Genomic DNA, 17963 nt, shown 5'->3' with positions numbered 1-17963 from the left:
GGCTTTTCGCCCTTCTCCATTGGGGTTCGGCACAAGCCTGCGTAAGAAAAAGCCGCCAAAATTTTTTTACCTCGTTTATATTTACGATAAGTTAAAAATCCCGCCTGAACAGCGCCTTTTTAGTATGATCATTTGCCAATTTATACATGCGTGTTTTCCATCCTTTTGTTTCTCATTCATTTTTAAGGAAATTTTAAGCTTAGGATATTAGACATATTTTGAAACTTTTTGTTAATCTAATCGTCATATACTGGTGTAATTATTGAATACGCGGGGAAGGAATTTTGAATATGATGCAAAAATTAAAACGTGCTTATGAAAATACATTGATCAAATGGACGTTTCATACGGGCTTTTATTTTCTGATATTAGTATTGCTCTTTTGGATGTATGGATTTCATACAGCGAATACCGGCACTTATATTTACAACGATTTCTAATCGGGGAGGATAACTATGAAACTACTTGATGCTATAAAAACATACGCAGACGCCAAGCCGCAGGCCGAAGCGTTTCGTTCCTTAGATCATTCCCTCACTTACGGGGAATTATGGGATTTGTCGGAGCGGGTTGCGTCCGGCATTCAAAAACATACAGCTGACGGTTCGAAAGCGCCTGTCCTGGTTTACGGACATATGGAGCCGAATATGATCGTTTCTTTCTTAGGAAGCGTCAAAGCGGGCCGCCCTTACATCCCTGTCGATGTTTCCATTCCGGCGGAGCGGATCGTCAAAATCATTGAAAGCTCAGGCGCAGAGCTGCTTATCACCATATCGGGCGATGCAGTCGATACGGGAAGCAATCTGATTAAAACCGTTACGCCCGAAGAGCTTGCAGCTGACGGAGATGCAGACCTCAGCCGTGAGAACTGGGTAAAAGAGCTGGACACATTTTACATTATTTACACGTCCGGCAGCACGGGAAATCCGAAGGGCGTGCAGATATCGGCTGATAACCTGCAAAGCTTCACTGACTGGATCTGCAGGGATTTTCCTGTGGGCGATGGTAAGACATTCTTAAACCAAGCGCCGTTTTCTTTTGATTTATCTGTCATGGACATTTTCCCTTCGCTTCAAACGGGAGGTACGCTGCATTGCGTAACGAAAGACAAAATCAATAAACCGAAAGTACTATTTGAAGAACTGGAGAAATCCAAACTGAACGTCTGGACATCGACGCCGTCTTTCGTCCAAATGTGTCTGATGGACCCCGGCTTTACGCAGGAGCTCCTGCCTGAGACAGAAGTATTTATGTTTTGCGGAGAAGCGCTTCCGGCTGCCGTGGCACAGGAACTGTTAAACCGTTTTCCGAAGGCCCGCGTATTCAATACATACGGCCCGACTGAAACAACGGTTGCCGTCACCTCCGTTGAAATTACGCAGCAGATCATCGATGAACATGAATCTCTGCCCGTCGGTTTTGCAAAACCCGATATGAATATCTTCATCATGGATGAAAACGGGAATAAGCTTCCGGACGGAGAAAAAGGGGAAATCATCATCGCGGGCCCGAGCGTGAGCAAAGGCTATCTCGGAGAGCCTTCTCTGACGGAAAAAGCGTTTTTCCCGATCGACGGCCAGTGGGCATATCACACGGGTGATGCCGGTTATGTTCAGGATGGTCAGATTTTCTGCCAAGGACGCCTTGATTTCCAGATTAAGCTTCACGGCTACCGCATGGAGCTGGAGGAAATCGAAGTACATGTAAGGCAGTCTCAATATGTGCGCACGGCGGTTGTCATCCCGTATCAGCCTAACGGACCTGTCGAATATTTAATTGCCGCCATCGTGCCTGAAAAACATGATTTTGAAAAAGAATTCCAGCTGACAAGCGCCATTAAGAAAGAACTGGCCGCTTCGCTTCCGGCCTACATGATTCCGAGAAAATTCATTTATCAGGATCACATCCAAATGACTGCGAACGGAAAAATCGACCGTAAACGCATTGGCGAAGAGGTTCTTGTATGACGCCTTACAGCTCGTTTTTCTTCTTTATCTTACTTGGAATCCTTCTTTTGCCGACGATTATTTTAGGGCTGAACGGCAAGAGATTCCAAGGATACAACATGTTTATATCCATCATCGTATTGGCTTTGATTTTCGCGCATGATCTGCACGGCGTGATCGCACTATGTATCTTTACGCTGTGGCAGGTGCTTTTAATCAGGGGTTATCTCGCTTACAGACTGAAAGCCAACAGCGGCTTTGTCTTCAGTATGGCCGTGATCGCGTCCATTTTACCCCTGTTTTTATCTAAATTATGGCCGTTTTTCTTTCCGCCGGCGCCTCATCACCCGGTTCATAACCTGATCAGTTTCTTAGGAATTTCTTATTTGACATTTAAAGGCGTCCAGCTGATCATGGAAACGAGAGACGGGCTGATTAAAGAAAAAATGCCGCTTCACCGCCTTTTGTACTTTATTATGTTTTTCCCGACCATTTCTTCCGGTCCGATCGACAGATACCGCAGATTTGCCAAGGACGAACAGAAAGTATGGACAAAGGGAGAATACGCTGATTTACTGTATACCGGCATTCATAAAATTTTTATCGGTTTCTTATACAAATTCATTATCGGATATGCGATTAACACGTATTTCATTATGAATCTGTCCCATATCACCCACAGCAAACTGTGGGGTAATGTGCTGTACATGTACGGATACAGCTTGTACCTGTTTTTTGATTTTGCGGGTTACACGATGTTTGCCGTCGGTGTAAGCTATATCATGGGCATCAAATCTCCGGAAAACTTTAATAAGCCGTTTATCAGCAAAAACATTAAAGACTTCTGGAACCGCTGGCACATGTCCTTATCCTTCTGGTTCAGAGACTACGTATTTATGCGCTTTGTTTTCTGGATGACAAAGAAAAAATGGATAAAGAACCGGATGGCCGTCTCGAACATCGGGTATTTCCTGCTGTTCATGCTGATGGGCGTCTGGCACGGACTCGCCCTGCAATATATTGTATACGGCCTGTACCACGCCGTATTAATGACCGGGTATAACTTTTTTGAGAAATGGAATAAGAAATACAAGTGGCTGCCCGCCAATCGTTTTACGGCCTTTTTAGCCATCGTCATCACATTCCATTTCGTATGTTTCGGATTTTATATTTTCTCAGGAAAACCATTTCATCACTAAAGGAGATTGAAAACACATGGAATTTAAACAGGAAGTATTAGACGTATTAGCTGAAGTTTGTCAGGAGGACGCTGTGAAAGAAAATCCTGATATTGAAATCTTTGAAGAAGGACTGCTTGATTCTTTCGGAACTGTAGAGCTGCTTGTCGCCATCGAAAACCGCTTCGGCATTACAGTGCCGATCACTGAATTTGACCGTGACGAGTGGAATACGCCAAACAACATTGTAAACAAACTGACTGAGTTGAAGTAAATGAAAAAGCGTTTCTTTGGACCAATTATTTTAGCGTTCGTCCTGTTTGTCGGAGCTATCGCAGTTCCGGCTTCATGGCTTACGCGCTTCATTCCTGAAAAACGTGTCGAAGAGTCGGCGGCAGCCTTAAATCCGAATATGTTCCAGGGGCTCTATCTGCAAAATAAAATGTTCGAAGACTCGAAGTATCTGCCGATTTTCGGTTCTTCCGAGCTTTCAAGACTGGATGAGTTTCATCCGTCCAACTATTTCCAAGTGAACAACCAAGGCTTTACGCCTTATCTTGTCGGAAAAGGCGGGGACCAATCCTTGATACACGCCGTAAACTTTGCGGCGCATTATCAGCAGCTGAAAGGCAAAAAGCTGGTATTCATTGTTTCTCCGCAATGGTTTATCAAAAAAGGTTCTGATGAACAGCACTTTGCGCCGAATTTTTCATCACTTCAGGCATTGGATTTAGCATTTAATAACCAGATTGATCCCGCGGTCAAAAAGAACATGATGAAGCGCATGCTCCGTTTTAAAGTCGTTCAGCATGATGCCGTCCTTTCTGAATTGTACAAGGGAATGGTCAACGGACAATCATGGAAAGTGAAAGCGGTCATGCCGGCTGCCAAAGCTTATTATTCTCTGCTTGAGAAAAAAGATCTTTATTATTCAATGGGAGAAACCGAGGGCCCTGAACGGACGATCTCTGAAAACCTGAAAGGGAAATCGTGGTCAGAGTTAAAAACAGCCGCCGCTCAATTAGGAGAACGGAGCTCCAAGTCCAATCCTTTCTATATCGATGACGCTTCTTATAAAAAGATTAAGAAGAAAGTAAAGAGAGTGAAAGGGATCAACAAAGGAAGAACGTACGCCAAATCAGTCGAATATCACGACTTTGAGGATATGCTGGACATTCTGAAAGATGCCGGCGCTGAACCGATGTTCGTGGTTATTCCGGTCAACGGAAAATGGTATGACTACACCGGCTTCCCGAAAAAAGGCCGGACTGATTACTACAAAAAAGTCACTAAGCAAATTAAAGCGAAGGGCTTTCAGGTTGCCGACTTATCCGGGCACGAATATGATCCGTACTTTATGAAAGACACCATCCATATCGCCTGGAAGGGCTGGGTGTACGTCGATAAAGCAATGGAGCAGTTTTACAAAACCGGCAAGGTGACGGTTCACTGAGCACGGTGATGACAGAATACGTAAAAACGAACACGCAGGGGGCATTCTCTCCCCTGCTTTTTATGTGATTTGATTTTTTCACAAATTTGAGGAAAACTATTGCGAATATTTGTTGAAGGTATACAATAGAATATAAATTATTTTCAAATAAGTTTGACAATAACACCAATAGGGAGACAGAACATTATGAAACAAGACATTCGTGTTGAATTGACTTCAGCCAAAAAACCGAAACCGGACCCCCATGACCTTGCGTTCGGCAGAATTTTCACCGACCATATGTTTGTTATGGATTACGATGCCGATCAAGGCTGGTACGATCCGAGAATTATCCCTTATCAGTCCATCTCAATGGATCCTGCGGCCATGGTTTATCATTACGGCCAAACCGTTTTTGAAGGGCTTAAAGCGTATGTAACGAAGGATCAGGAAGTGCTTCTGTTCAGACCGGAGAAAAATATGGAGCGCCTGAACCAGTCAAATGACCGCCTTTGCATCCCGCTCATTGATGAAGAGCTTGTTCTTGAAGGTCTGAAACAGCTCGTAGCCATCGACAAAGACTGGATTCCGAAAGCGGAAGGCACTTCCCTTTATATCCGTCCGTTTATTATTGCGACTGAGCCTTTCCTCGGTGTAGCGGCATCCCATACGTACAAGCTGTTTATCATTCTTTCCCCGGTCGGCTCTTATTACAAAGAAGGCATTAAACCGGTGAAAATCGCCGTGGAAAACGAATTCGTGCGCGCCGTCAAAGGCGGCACCGGAAACGCGAAAACCGCCGGCAACTACGCATCAAGTCTGAAAGCGCAGCAGGTTGCGGAAGAAAAGGGATTTTCCCAGGTTTTATGGCTTGACGGCATTGAGAAAAAATACATCGAAGAAGTCGGCAGCATGAACATCTTCTTCAAAATCAGCGGCGAGATCGTGACGCCGGAGCTGAACGGAAGCATTCTTGAAGGAATTACGAGAAATTCCGTCATCACCCTTCTCAAACATTGGGGACTGACTGTGTCTGAGCGAAAGATTTCGATCGATGAAATCATCCAGGCGCATCGTGACGGCCGATTGGAAGAAACATTCGGAACCGGTACGGCGGCGGTCATTTCTCCGGTCGGCGAACTGATCTGGAATGATGAAAGTCTTGTCATCGGCAGCGGTGAAACCGGAGAGATCTCGAAGAAATTGTACGATACCATTACAGGCATTCAAAAAGGCGCGGAAGCCGACGTGTTCGGCTGGACGACAGAAGTCGCCTCACTAAGCGAATCAAAATAAGCAAAAAACCCGGAAGCGAATCCGGGTTTTTTTTACTGCTCTTATGCTTCAATCGACTTAAAGAAATGAGGCAGATGTTCTTTGTGGGCCTCAAGCATTTCATCCAGAATGGCCTTTGCCACGGAGTCTGACGGGACGAGAGGGTTGATCGTCATCGCAAGTAGCGCCGTTTGATAATCTCCCGTGACGGCTGCTTCAGCGGCGACACGCTCAAATGATTTGATTTGCTGGACGAGTCCGCGGACAGACACCGGCAGATCACCGACGGCGATCGGTTTCGGACCGTCTTTCGTCATGACACAGTTCACTTCGACCGCTGAGTCATTCGGAATGCTGGCGATCGCGCCGTTGTTTATCGTATTGACGGGCTGGATATCATGTTTGTCGTTATAGATGGAGCTGATCAGGTTGCAGGCCGCGTCACTGTAGTACGCTCCGCCCCGTTTTTCAAGCTGCGGCGGTTTGATGGCGAGATTCGGATCTTTGTACAGTTCGAACAGTTCTTTCTCAACCTTCTGCACGACCTCGGCGCGTGTGCCCTCCGTCTGTGACGCTTCTATTTCATGCTCGAGCATTTCTTTCGTTTTGAAATAATAGCGGTGGTAGCCGCAAGGAATCAGATCGAGCGCCTTCAGGAATTCAGGCTCCCATTCCGCTCCTGAAATATTTTTCATCGTCATGGCGTTTTTCGGGTCTCCCATGGCTTCAATGACTTGATCTTTCACGCTGACGCCGTCTAAGAAAACATCTAATCCGAAGACCATGTGATTCAGCCCGGCAAATTGCACTTCGATCCGGCTGACATCCACATCCAATGCTTTTGCGACGCCCATTTTAATGCCGATCGGCACATTGCAGAGGCCGACGACTTTTGTGAGATTCGAGTAGCGGAGCAAGGCCTCGGTAACCATGCCGGCAGGGTTTGTGAAATTCACGAGCCATGCATTCGGACAAAGCTCTTCAATGTCTTTCGCGATTTCCAGAATAACCGGGATGGTGCGCAGCCCTTTGAATAAACCGCCCGGACCGTTTGTCTCCTGGCCGATTACGCCGTATTTTAACGGAATCCGTTCGTCTTTGGCGCGGGCCTCAAGAAGGCCGACGCGGAATTGAGTCGTTACGAAATCCGCATCCTTCAAGGCTTCTCTCCGGTCAAGCGTCAGGTGAATCTCTATCGGAACACCCGCTTTTTCGACCATGCGTTTTGCAAGCGTGCCGACGATATTGAGTTTTTTCTCGCCTTCAGGAATGTCGACGAGCCATAATTCTCTGACAGGCAGTTCCTCATAGCGCTTAATGATGCCTTCCACAAGCTCCGGTGTATAGCTTGAACCTCCGCCGATCGTTACAATTTTAATTCCTTTTGTCATATTTTTGCTCCCCCTTGCAGACTCACTTTTTCATAAATCTCGACTAACTCTGCGGCCAAGTCTTTCACGGTCATGGCATTCATTAAATGATCTTGCGCATGCACCATTAAAAGCGTCATGTCTGTTTTTTCTCCGCCGGCTTCATTTTGGATCAATTCTGTCTGATAATGATGAGCTTCGGTCAGTTCCCTTGCGGCTTCCTGAAGCTTTTCCTCCGCCATGGCTCTGTCCCCCCGCTTTGCGGCGGCAATGGCTTCCATTGATGCGCTTCTGCCGTTGCCGCCATGCAGGATGATCTGAAAAATGGTCTGTTCCATTTTTTCATTCATGTGTTTCACTCCCTTTCTCTACAGCACGGCTTTTTCGTCTCCCTGTACGGCTGGCGCCTGCGATTGTTCAAGTTCGTTTTCTTCTTTCAGCTTTTGCGAATCCCACATTCTGAAGAACGGATAGTACACGATAAAGGCTGTGATGATATTAATCGCCTGCATGACAGCCCCTGATATTTTTCCGCCCGTGGCAAGATAGCCGGAGAAAATCGGCGGCATCGTCCATGGGACGGCAATGCCGGCAGGTTTGGCGACGAGGCCGGTGCTCATACCGATATAGGTAAGGACCAGTGTGACAAGCGGTGTGATAATGAACGGAATGAGAAGCATCGGGTTCATGACGATCGGCATTCCGAAAATAATCGGCTCATTAATATTAAAGACGGCCGGCCCGATGGCGAGTTTCCCAAGCTGCTTCATCTGCTTGCTTCGCGAACGGAGAAACATGGTGACCACGAGCGCCAGTGTCGCGCCGCTTCCGCCGATGTTGATCCAGATTTCAAAGAACTGCTGGGTGAAAATATTCGGAAGCGCATCGCCCGCCTGAAACGCAATCCGGTTGGCATCCATCGCTCCGAACCAGATCGGCGCCATGACGCCGCCGACTATGTTCGCCCCGTGTAATCCGCACGCCCACAAGAGCATTTGAACCGCTTCGGCTATCAGGCTTCCGCCGAGACTTCCCCCAAGAATCGAGAGCGGCGTCCCCAGTACAACGCTTACAATGTTATGAAGGCTTTCAAACGGCGTCGCTTCGACAATTAAACGCGCACCCCAGATCAGAAAGATGACGGCAAAGCCGGGAATTAAGGCGACAAACGATTTGCTGACCGCCGGAGGCACGCCGTCCGGCATTTTGAAGACGAAATTCCGCTGGATGATCAAGCGGTAAATTTCCGTCGACAGCATGGCGATGATCATCGCGACAAACAGCCCTTTGCTTCCCATGAGAGACAGCGGGATGCCGCCGCCCACCATGATTTCCTCTTTGGCGCCGGAAGGCAGAAACGGAACTTTGTACGGCGTTGCCAAGAGAAACGCCGCCAAAGATATCGCACCGGCCGATAATGCGTCCACCCCGTATTTTTCGGCCAGGCGGTAGGCGATTCCGAAAGCGGCGACAAGACCCATGATTTCAAAGGTCGCATCAACCGGATATTGCAGTTTTTGAGACCAAGCGCTTCCGAACGTCTTTGCCATGAAATCCGCATATCCCGGAATCGGCAGGTTGCCGATGATCAGAAAAAACGAACCGATGATGATAAGCGGCATGGTGAGGATGATCCCGTCACGCAATGCTTGCAGATGCCGCTGGGAGGCAATTTTTCCGGCAATGGGCATGACTTTCTCTTCTAAAAACTGGTTCACCTTATTCACACGGCCCGCCCCTTTCTACGATGCGTTTCCGAGCTGTTCTGCTGATTTCAGAACCTCCGCTCCGTTGCAAGTGCCGTAATGGACGGTATTGATGACTTCAACCGGCACTCCTTTTGATTCACCCAATTTTTTCAGCTGCGGAAGCAAATAACGGACTTGAGGCCCAAGCAGCAATACGTCCGCTTTATCAATATGCTGGTTGACTGAATCGCCTGACACCGCCCAGATTTTATATTCTTTTCCTTGTTCCTGCGCGCTTTTTTCCATCTTGGTGACGAGTAAGCTTGTAGACATCCCTGCTGCACAAACGAGTAATATATTCATGTAAAAGACCTCCTGAAAGTTTGATATTTTGTATGTCTCGATGTTAGTACCATCATATTATGAAATCGCTTTCATAACTACTCAGGCTTTTTCCGCTGCTAACGGAAAAAAGGTGTATCCCGGTCTTTCTCTGATCGTTTGTCTCTGAATACTCGTAAAACCTCCTGATAGGTTGTGCATTTTAAGAGACGGCTTACCGCGGCCGGATCATCTAACATGCCGCCGAGCCATTTGTACATATGCTGGAGGTCGGCTTTGCTTTCTTTCTCGACGCAGAGCAGGCAGACAAATTGGACACGCTTATCCGCCCAGTCAATCGGTTTCTTCAGCGTGCATACCGCCCAAAACGTCGTGTCTGTCTGCGGAACGAGCGGGTGCGGAATCGCCGTAAGATTGCCGAAACTCGTAGGAGAAATCGCTTCCCTTTCAAAAATAGAATCGGTCAGAGAATCAGAAGCAAGGCCGGCTTCTGCAACCTGCTGTCCGAGAAAACGGATGACGTCCTCCTTCGTCTCCAGATCCTGCTGCAAAAATACCAGCTCCGGTTTCAGAAAGTTCAATTGTTCCCGCTTTTCTTCCAGCATGGCGTCGATTTTTGTAAAATCCCCGCCGCCCAACAGCGTATGAACCTTCAATACGGGAACGGGCAGGTCTTTTTTGATCGGCACTGTACTGACCACAAAATCAATCGACTCAAAGGAAAGCTGGTCAAGGCTGCAGTAATCAGCCGTTCCGACGATTTCAAGACGCTTTGCGAACCGGGAACGGAGCTTTTCTCTTAAAAGCTGCGCGCTGCCGGCGCCGGACGCACAAACAATCAGACAGCGTTTAGGCGGCCGTTCCGTCTTTCTCCTTTCAATGGCGGCTCCGAAATGAAGCGCCAAATATCCGATCTCATTTTCATGAATATCAATGCCGGTTTGCTCCTTGATCACGATTCCCGCAATCACTCCCGCTTCAAATGCGAGCGGATAATTTTCCTTTATGGCGGAGAGCATCGGGTTTCTCAGGTTCATTCCGTACCGGTTTCGGTTAATCGCCGGCTTGATGTGGAGCGCAAGACCCGCTTTCAGCTCATTGTCGTCCGTGATTCCGAGCTTCAGCTCCCGCTCAATGGCTTCGATCATGGCCTCCGTCAAACGGCTGGTTTCCCCGTCTATCAGCCTTGTAAGCTCTTTTCCTTCCAATTGTGACTGGGTCATGCGCTTTGTCCCGAGCAGGTGAATGGCGATATAGGCGGTTTCCTGTTCGGGAAAGGTGACCGAAAGCGCAGATTCAAGCTCTTTTACGATGGCTTCCGCTGACTGATATTCTGTTTCAAGCTTAATATCATGAAGATCTTCCGGGATGAGAGATACATAGTTTTCTGTCCGGATTCGTTTGCAGGCAATGGCAATATGGATGATGAGATTGTTCAGGCCGAAGAAAGAAAGCGGGATCTTGTGGTTTCGAACCTGCTTCATAATGGCTGTGCGGATCACGTGAATGTCGTCTTTCGGCAGAATACCGGCCTTTTCACTCAGGAGATCAGGCTCAGGCTCGCGGTCGTCCACTAAGTATTCCGCCATACAATAACGGAGGCGGAGCTCTTCGCCGCGCAGCTTAAAGCCGTAGTTCGGCCTTGTTTCCAAAATGATGTCATAGGGGCGGAGCCGTTTTTTGACTTCTTTTAAATCAGATTGAAGTGTGGATTTACTGATGAACAGTTCTTCCGCCAAGTCATCCAGCTTGAGGTAGCCGTCGGCCAGAAGCATTCTTTTCATAAGGTAATCTAACCGTTCACCGGGAAAAATCGGCACGGTGCTGTTCTGCTGGAAATTGTCCTGAAGCCAGTTTTTAAACGGCTGCTCATTCCGGATCAGCAGCTTATAGCCGCTCCCTCTGACAGATTGAATGGATGCGCCGTGTTTTTCTACAATGGTTTGCAGTTCCTTTATGTCATTGCGGACCGTCCGCGTCGTTACCTTTACATTTGCAGCGATGACTGAGCTTGTAACCGGTGTTTCAGCAGCTAAAAGCAAGCGCAGAAGTTCACGAAGCCGCCCATGAAGCATGAGAAAAACCTCCTATCAGATCAGATGCAGACGTGAAAAATGGGCAAAAAGAATGAGGAAGGGGTAAATGTATGTAAATTCTATAATGGGGAGGATTTCAAGTCAATGCGGCAATCCGATGCCAGGCCCGTAAAAAAACAGCCGGATCAGCCGGCTGTTCGGGATGCGGACATGCGGTTCCGCTTAGATGCCTTCCGTTCTTTTATGATTTTTCTGATGATCGGATAGATGACGGGCGCCCATTTGATAATCGTTTTGAAAAATTTTTTCAATGTCTGAATCCCCTTTCTTTTACCTTGTCTTTCCCCTCTTATCAGCGTTTATAAACATGGTCAGCGTGAGACATACCGGTTCCCCGTCACCCAATAGCGCCACGGATAATCCCGGGCTTCTCCGCTGTTGTCAATCCCGATTCTCGGGCCTGTTGATATATGCTCAGGCGTAAAGCCCTCCGTAATATACAGCGGCGGTTCCGTGATCATGCCGCCGTAGTCGTTCATTGAAATGCCCATCGCCTTCGTCAGTTTTCCCGGGCCGTTTGTCCGCTCTCTCGGGGGTCTGCCCGGTCTCCTGCTCTCCATCAGGAACTGTCCTTCATGAGGCTCCGCCGCCCTGATTAACACGGCCTGCGGAATGCCGATGTCCGCGGCGACGACGTTCATTAATGTATGAGTGTGCATGACGTATGTATAAATGCGGCCCGCCTCATGGAACATAATTTCCGTCCGTTTCGTGCGCCGGTTGCCGAAGCTGTGCGCCGCCCGGTCATCCGCTCCCATATAAGCTTCCGTTTCCACGATAAAACCTGAAGCCGTTCCCTCGTCCGTCTCCTTCACCAAGAGACAGCCGAGCAATAAAGGGGCAAGCTCCACTGACGGTCTCTGGTAAAATTCAATCGGCAAAGGCTTTCGTTCTCCCGCCATTTGCCTCCCTCCTTTCTGAATATAGCGATTTCCTCTTTCACGTTTTTCACTTCTTTTTTACAATATAAACATGAGAGAAAAAAAGGACATCATTGTTAAACGCTCTATTGCGTTTTGAAAATCAGCTCGGTATAATATGATGGTTCAAATGAAAATGATTCTCATATTCAATAAATACCGGACAATGATCATAAAAGTAGGTGAATTGATTTTTGAGCGATTCTGTCACGTCCGCAAACCGTCTGATCAGCATCTTAAAAAACGGGGTTTTCTTCCTGATCGCGGTGATCGGGCTGCTTGTATCTATTTTTTTCGCTGTCTCATTCGGCGCGAAAGACATTACTTTACATACGGTTTGGTCGGCTGTTGCTGATTATAATCCGAACATAACGGGCCAGCAGATCATTCATGAATTGCGTCTTCCGAGGGTGCTCGGGGCGGCCGTTACAGGAGCCGCTTTTGCTGCAGCCGGCGCCCTCATGCAGGGTGTCACGAGAAACCCGCTTGCCGATTCGGGTGTCTTAGGCGTAAACGCGGGCGCCATGTTTGTTGTTGCGCTCAGCTTTGCTTTTTTCCCTCATTTGTCATACGCCCTGCTGATGGTGATGTCATTTTTGGGAGCACTGGCAAGCACCGGCTTGATTTTCTTTATCAGTGCGGCGGGAAAAGGCAGCATGACACCTTTAAAGGTGACGCTTGCCGGAGCGGTCGTGGCCGCTCTTTTACATTCACTCAGTACCGGTGTGGCGATTTATTACGATTTAAGCCAGGATTTGGCCTTCTGGTACGCCGGCGGGGTGTCAGGGATCAAGTGGGCTCATTTACAAGTCCTAGTTCCCGTGATTGCGGTCTTCATCATTCTCGCGACATTCATGGGCCGGTCCGTCACCCTTCTCTCAATGGGAAATGACGTGGCGGCGAATTTAGGAGTGAACACGGCTCTGACGCGTGCCGCCGGATTAATGATCGCTGTCGTTCTTGCCGGTGTGTCTGTTTCCGCTGCGGGCGCGATCGGCTTCGTCGGGCTGGTCATTCCCCATATCGCGCGAAAGATCGTCGGCGTTACGTACAGGCTGATTATTCCGATGTCCGCGTTACTCGGCGCGATTCTATTGATTTTGGCCGACCTGGCCTCGCGCACGGTCAGTCCCCCGAGAGAATTGGCGATAGGCATTATGGTCGCACTTGTCGGTGTCCCTTTCTTTCTTTATATTGCCCGCAAGGAAGGGAGAGACTTATAAATGAAAGTGCAGAAAGAAACAAAAAAAGCGGCGGTGGCAGGACTCATTCTGCTGGTCATCGCCGTTTGCATGATTCTGATCGGGCTGCATACGGGCTCATTCCGGCTTTCTCCTCTCACCGTGGGAAAAACGCTGTTCGGATACGGCACGTTTCAAAGCACAACCGTTTTATTCGATTACCGGCTTCCCCGGATTCTGGTGACGATGCTGGCCGGCATCGGTTTAGGAGTGTCGGGCGCTATTTTGCAGGGTGTATCCCGAAATCCGCTTGCCGATCCGGGCATTCTCGGACTGCATGCCGGCGCTTCCTTCGGTTTGATGATGTATATCACATTCTTTCATTCCTTGGAGGCGCAAGCGTCGATGTTCATCCCGCTGTTTACGTTTGCGGGCGGAACACTCGCCGCCCTGCTGATCGTAGTGCTTACGTACGACAGGCTGAACGGTTTTTTAACGATCCGCATGCTGTTAGTCGGGATCGCCGTTTCCGCGGGCTTCAGCGCCGTTACATTGTTTATGTCGCTGCGCCTGAATGAAGAAACTTATACATTCGCTTCCCGCTGGCTGGTGGGAAACGTCTGGGGCAGGGATTGGATTCACGTGTGGTCGCTATTGCCCTGGATCGGCATTCTCGCACCGCTTGCATGGCTGAACGCCCGCTCTTTGAATATTTTAATGCTCGGTGACCAGGCAGCCGCGGGGCTTGGCGCACACGTGCAGAGAAAAAGGATCATGCTGATCGCCATAGCGGTCGGCTTGTCCTGCGCGAGTGTGGCGATGGCCGGCGGAATCGGCTTTATCGGCTTTGCCGCCCCTCACTTGGCAAGACGGCTCGTCGGCACCATGCATCAGCATATTATTCCGATTGCAGGATTAATCGGACTTGTCATTCTTGTCGCGGCAGACACCATCGGCCGGTCTTTGTTTCAGCCGAACGCCATTCCGGCCGGCGTGGTTGCGGCAGCCATCGGCGCGCCGTATTTTCTCTATCTCGTCATGAAAATCAAATCATAAAACAAGGAGTATTCCCATGAAAAAAATAATTGCGCTCGTCAGTTTCATGTGTATTTTCTTACTGGCTGCCTGCCAATCCGATTCAACACAGCCGGAGTCAAAAAAGAAATCCGGCGATCATAAAATCGCTTCGATGTCCATTCACCTGACAAATGATCTGCTGGCTCTCGGCGTTACACCTGCCGGTTCCGTCGTGGGCGGAGAATTAAAAGATTTTCTCCCTCATGTGAAAAATCAGCTGAAAGACACGAAAAAACTCGGCCCTGCCTCAGATCCGGATATGGAAGCTTTACTTGAGCTGAACCCTGACAACATTTATCTTGATAAAGAATTTGCGGGAAAAGATGTGTCAAAATACAAGAAAATCGGAAACACACACGTTTTCGACCTTGATAAAGGCACTTGGCGCGATCATTTAAAAGACATCGGAAAAATCGTCAACCGTGAAAAAGAAGCGAAAACATTTATTCAGGATTACGAAGATGAAACAAAACAAGTCAGATCCATGATGAATAAGGAATTAGGGAAAAACGCCAAAGTCATGGCGATCCGCGTGAACGCAAAAGAGCTTCGCGTCTTCAGCACACGCCGCCCGATGGGACCGATTCTGTTTGACGATCTGAAGCTGAAACCGGCTGACGGCATTAAAGAAATGAACACCTCCCGCCCTTATGAAGTCATTTCTCAAGAAGTGCTGCCTGATTACAACGCAGATGCGATTTTCGTCGTCGTTAACAGAGACGACAAGTCACAGCAAGCCTATAAAGAATTGCAAAAAAGCGCTGTATGGAAAGGGCTGAAGGCCGTGAAAGCAAACCACGTCTATAAAATTGCCGATCAGCCTTGGCTTGATTATTCAGCACTGGGAAATAAATTAGCAATGGATGAAGCGAAAAAACTGTTCCAAAAATAAACATGAGCCGGTTTTGCAAAAATTGCAAGGCCGGCTTTTTTATATTGTCGTTTACTTATATAAACAACCGCTTATATAATAGTGTGAAAAAGGAGTGAGCGCATGGAACGGCGGCATCATGCTTTAAGTTCCGGAGGGATCAGCCAGTGCCTCAAGCTTCTAAGCGACCCGACGAGGCTTTTGATGCTGAAGCTTCTGGAGGATAAGGAATATTGTGTCTGCGAGCTGACGGCTATTTTTGATATAAGTCAGCCCGGCATCAGCCAGCACTTGCGGAAATTAAAGAACGCCGGCCTTGTGCGGGAAAGACGCGAGGGCCAGTGGCGGTACTATGCCATTCATCCGTCCGGTCCGGAATACGCGCTGGTTTGCTCGATTCTGCAGCAGATAGATGAAAAGGACGAAGTTTTACAGACATTGCGGCAAAAAGAAGTCACTGTTACATGCCGGTAAGGGGGATATATTCTTGGGAGTTGCGGTTTTATCAGCGCTGATTTTTGTGCTGACACTTGTGTTTGTCATATGGCAGCCGAAACATGTATCAATCGGCTGGTCTGCCTGCGGCGGAGCGGTCCTCGCTTTGATCGCCGGAGCAGTCAGCCTGCACGATATCGCGGAAGTGACGGGAATCGTCTGGAATGCGACGCTTGCCTTTATCGCCATTATTATCATTTCATTGATTCTTGACAGCATCGGTTTTTTTGAATGGGCCGCGCTGCATATGGCCATGGCGGCCAAAGGCAGCGGGCTGCGGATGTTTCTCTATGTGTCGGTCTTAGGAGCTGTTGTCTCCGCCCTGTTTGCCAATGACGGAGCGGCGCTCATTTTGACGCCGATCGTACTGGCGATGGTGCGGGCTTTGAATTTACCTGAAAAGCTGGTTTTTCCGTTTATTATCGCCGGAGGATTCATCGCCGACACCACCTCGCTTCCGCTCGTTGTAAGCAATTTGGTCAATATTGTATCCGCCGATTACTTTCATATCGGGTACATTGAATATGCATCACGCATGCTGGTGCCCAACCTTTTTTCTCTGGCGGCAAGCATTTTGGTGCTGTATCTCTATTTCAGAAAAAACATTCCGAAACGGTATGACACCGGTCTTGTGAAACATCCGGCATCCGCGATTAAGGATGAACGCCTTTTCCGGTTATCGTGGGCTGTGCTGGCCGTTTTATTGATCGGATATTTCGTCAGCGAACTGCTGTCGATACCCGTTTCCTTCGTTGCCGGCTCCATCGCGGTCATTTTTCTCATTCTGGCGCAGCGAAGCCCCGCCGTCCCTGCGAAACAAGTCATCAAGGACGCCCCGTGGGCCATCGTGTTTTTTTCTGTCGGCATGTATGTTGTCGTGTACGGCTTGCGGAATGCCGGACTGACGGATCTTCTTTCTCAGCTTATTCAGAAAGCGGCGGATCACGGACTGTTTGCGGGCACACTCGGAATGGGTTTTATCGCTGCGATCCTGTCCTCCGTTATGAATAACCTGCCGACGGTGATGATTGACGCCATAGCCATCAGCGGAACGGACACTCACGGGCTGATGAGAGAAGCATTGATTTACGCGAATGTTATCGGTTCGGACCTTGGGCCGAAAATCACGCCGATCGGATCGCTGGCGACATTGTTATGGCTCCACGTGCTGAGCCGGAAAAACGTGAAAATTTCCTGGGGAATGTATTTCAAGACAGGTCTGATATTAACCATTCCGACGTTATTCATCACCCTGATCGGACTTTATTTATGGCTGTTATGGCTCGCTTGAGATGAAAAACCTTTTAAGTTGAATCTTAAAAGGTTTTTTTGTGTCAAAAATCCGAAAAGTAAAACTTTTATATTTTAAAAGTATAGACATTTAATTTCAAAAGATTATAATATTCATGAAAACGTTTTAACTTTATGAAAGAAGGGATTCCACATGAAAAGAATTTTATTAGCCTGCAGCTCAGGCATGTCCACCAGCCTTCTTGTTACGAAAATGCAGAATTACGCCCGCTCCATCGGTGAGGAAGCCGAGATTTGGGCAGTCGGACAGGATAAAGCAAAAGAAGCGATGAAAGATGCAGACGTCGTACTGATCGGCCCGCAGATGAGTTTTTTAAAAGGTGAGCTTCAAAAAGAGGCGGACCCGCTTCACATCACCGTTGATGTGATTGACATGATGGCTTACGGCATGGGAGACGGCAAAAAAGCATACGAACAGGCCGTTACCTTAATAGAGAACAAATAAAGGAGGCGATAAGCATGGAAACGTACACGGATGAACAGATCAGTTTTCAGCTGATTCTTCACAGCGGTAATGCCCGCAGCTGTATTATTCAATCGATACGCGCTTATAAAGACGGCCGGCCAGATGAGTCAGACACCTTTCTGACAAAGGCTGAAGAAGAACTGGGGAAAGCGCACGACATCCATTTTCAGATGATTCAAAAAGAAGCCGGCGGCGCCAAGACGGATGTCTCCCTGCTTTTTATGCATGCTGAAGACCACTTAATGTCAGCGCTCTCAATGAAAGAGCTGGTTAAAGAAATGCTCGACTTATTTCAATCAAAGAATTTATAAAAAG

The 17963-nt window shown here is 48.2% G+C and carries 20 protein-coding genes; 13 read left to right on the top strand and 7 right to left on the bottom strand.

The features are described from left to right. Positions 1-290: 290 nt before the first annotated feature. From CXL14_RS04690 to CXL14_RS04665, 6 genes are all read left to right on the top strand, one after another. Positions 291-440 (top strand): teichoic acid D-Ala incorporation-associated protein DltX, encoded by a 150-nt coding sequence (locus CXL14_RS04690; protein WP_003150882.1) that lies wholly within the window; start codon positions 291-293, stop codon positions 438-440. 15 nt (positions 441-455) lie between these two features. Beyond that, positions 456-1967 carry a D-alanine--poly(phosphoribitol) ligase subunit DltA gene (gene dltA / locus CXL14_RS04685; RefSeq protein WP_021494731.1) on the top strand — a complete coding sequence of 504 codons (1512 nt, stop codon included), beginning with the start codon at positions 456-458 and terminating at the stop codon, positions 1965-1967. Further along, the gene (gene dltB / locus CXL14_RS04680) at positions 1964-3145 is read left to right on the top strand and encodes a D-alanyl-lipoteichoic acid biosynthesis protein DltB (RefSeq protein ID WP_012118762.1); all 1182 of its coding nucleotides are present in this window, start codon (positions 1964-1966) and stop codon (positions 3143-3145) included. The genes dltA and dltB overlap by 4 nt, the downstream gene beginning before the upstream one ends. Before the next feature lie 16 nt (positions 3146-3161). Beyond that, complete coding sequence (gene dltC / locus CXL14_RS04675) at positions 3162-3398, top strand: D-alanine--poly(phosphoribitol) ligase subunit 2 (protein ID WP_003150875.1); 237 nt, start codon at positions 3162-3164, stop codon at positions 3396-3398. Further along, the gene (dltD, locus tag CXL14_RS04670) at positions 3399-4577 is read left to right on the top strand and encodes a D-alanyl-lipoteichoic acid biosynthesis protein DltD (protein WP_014419211.1); all 1179 of its coding nucleotides are present in this window, start codon (positions 3399-3401) and stop codon (positions 4575-4577) included. It begins immediately after the preceding gene. Positions 4578-4760: 183 nt separating this feature from the next. Then, positions 4761-5852, top strand: a complete 1092-nt coding sequence (locus tag CXL14_RS04665) for a branched-chain amino acid aminotransferase (protein WP_025650062.1) — start codon at positions 4761-4763, stop codon at positions 5850-5852. A gap of 41 nt (positions 5853-5893) precedes the next feature. Here CXL14_RS04665 and licH read toward each other — a convergent pair whose 3' ends face one another. The 7 genes from licH to CXL14_RS04635 all read right to left on the bottom strand — a co-directional run bounded on the left by licH (position 5894) and on the right by CXL14_RS04635 (position 12229). Further along, a complete protein-coding gene (gene licH, locus CXL14_RS04660) occupies positions 5894-7222 on the bottom strand; it encodes a 6-phospho-beta-glucosidase LicH (RefSeq protein WP_014419213.1) in 1329 nt (442 codons plus the stop codon). Continuing rightward, positions 7219-7551 (bottom strand): PTS lichenan transporter subunit IIA, encoded by a 333-nt coding sequence (gene licA, locus CXL14_RS04655; protein ID WP_003150867.1) that lies wholly within the window; start codon positions 7549-7551, stop codon positions 7219-7221. The genes licH and licA overlap by 4 nt, the downstream gene beginning before the upstream one ends. A gap of 18 nt (positions 7552-7569) precedes the next feature. Continuing rightward, positions 7570-8928, bottom strand: a complete 1359-nt coding sequence (celB, locus tag CXL14_RS04650) for a PTS cellobiose transporter subunit IIC (protein ID WP_007407740.1) — start codon at positions 8926-8928, stop codon at positions 7570-7572. A gap of 15 nt (positions 8929-8943) precedes the next feature. After that, positions 8944-9252, bottom strand: coding sequence for a PTS lichenan transporter subunit IIB (gene licB / locus CXL14_RS04645; protein ID WP_003150863.1), 309 nt, complete (start codon positions 9250-9252; stop codon positions 8944-8946). A 98-nt stretch (positions 9253-9350) separates the two neighbouring features. Next, entirely contained in the window at positions 9351-11306 is a 1956-nt protein-coding gene (licR, locus tag CXL14_RS04640) for a transcriptional regulator LicR (RefSeq protein ID WP_038461685.1), read from the bottom strand. Positions 11307-11452: 146 nt separating this feature from the next. Next, entirely contained in the window at positions 11453-11587 is a 135-nt protein-coding gene (locus tag CXL14_RS20385; protein WP_369719122.1) for a hypothetical protein, read from the bottom strand. 51 nt (positions 11588-11638) lie between these two features. Next, positions 11639-12229, bottom strand: coding sequence for a DNA-3-methyladenine glycosylase (locus tag CXL14_RS04635; protein ID WP_014419216.1), 591 nt, complete (start codon positions 12227-12229; stop codon positions 11639-11641). A 242-nt stretch (positions 12230-12471) separates the two neighbouring features. Here CXL14_RS04635 and CXL14_RS04625 point away from each other — a divergent pair, with 242 nt between their 5' ends. The 7 genes from CXL14_RS04625 to CXL14_RS04595 all read left to right on the top strand — a co-directional run bounded on the left by CXL14_RS04625 (position 12472) and on the right by CXL14_RS04595 (position 17959). After that, positions 12472-13470 carry a FecCD family ABC transporter permease gene (locus CXL14_RS04625; RefSeq protein WP_042635747.1) on the top strand — a complete coding sequence of 333 codons (999 nt, stop codon included), beginning with the start codon at positions 12472-12474 and terminating at the stop codon, positions 13468-13470. Next, positions 13471-14484, top strand: a complete 1014-nt coding sequence (locus tag CXL14_RS04620) for a FecCD family ABC transporter permease (RefSeq protein ID WP_101287701.1) — start codon at positions 13471-13473, stop codon at positions 14482-14484. Between the two features lie 16 nt (positions 14485-14500). After that, positions 14501-15397, top strand: coding sequence for an ABC transporter substrate-binding protein (locus CXL14_RS04615; RefSeq protein WP_007407746.1), 897 nt, complete (start codon positions 14501-14503; stop codon positions 15395-15397). A 102-nt stretch (positions 15398-15499) separates the two neighbouring features. Then, positions 15500-15850, top strand: coding sequence for an ArsR/SmtB family transcription factor (locus CXL14_RS04610; RefSeq protein WP_014419219.1), 351 nt, complete (start codon positions 15500-15502; stop codon positions 15848-15850). Between the two features lie 13 nt (positions 15851-15863). Beyond that, positions 15864-17162 (top strand): arsenical efflux pump membrane protein ArsB, encoded by a 1299-nt coding sequence (locus CXL14_RS04605; protein WP_007407748.1) that lies wholly within the window; start codon positions 15864-15866, stop codon positions 17160-17162. Between the two features lie 153 nt (positions 17163-17315). After that, positions 17316-17627 carry a PTS sugar transporter subunit IIB gene (locus CXL14_RS04600; protein ID WP_032863851.1) on the top strand — a complete coding sequence of 104 codons (312 nt, stop codon included), beginning with the start codon at positions 17316-17318 and terminating at the stop codon, positions 17625-17627. Positions 17628-17641: 14 nt separating this feature from the next. After that, positions 17642-17959, top strand: a complete 318-nt coding sequence (locus tag CXL14_RS04595; RefSeq protein WP_003150849.1) for a PTS lactose/cellobiose transporter subunit IIA — start codon at positions 17642-17644, stop codon at positions 17957-17959. Positions 17960-17963 lie beyond the last annotated feature (4 nt).

It is taken from the genome of Bacillus sp. SJ-10 (genome assembly GCF_002843505.1).
GTDB classification, from domain to species: Bacteria; Bacillota; Bacilli; order Bacillales; family Bacillaceae; genus Bacillus; species Bacillus velezensis.
Note: the sequence above shows the minus strand (reverse complement) of the source record. Positions and strands in the feature narration are given on the sequence as shown.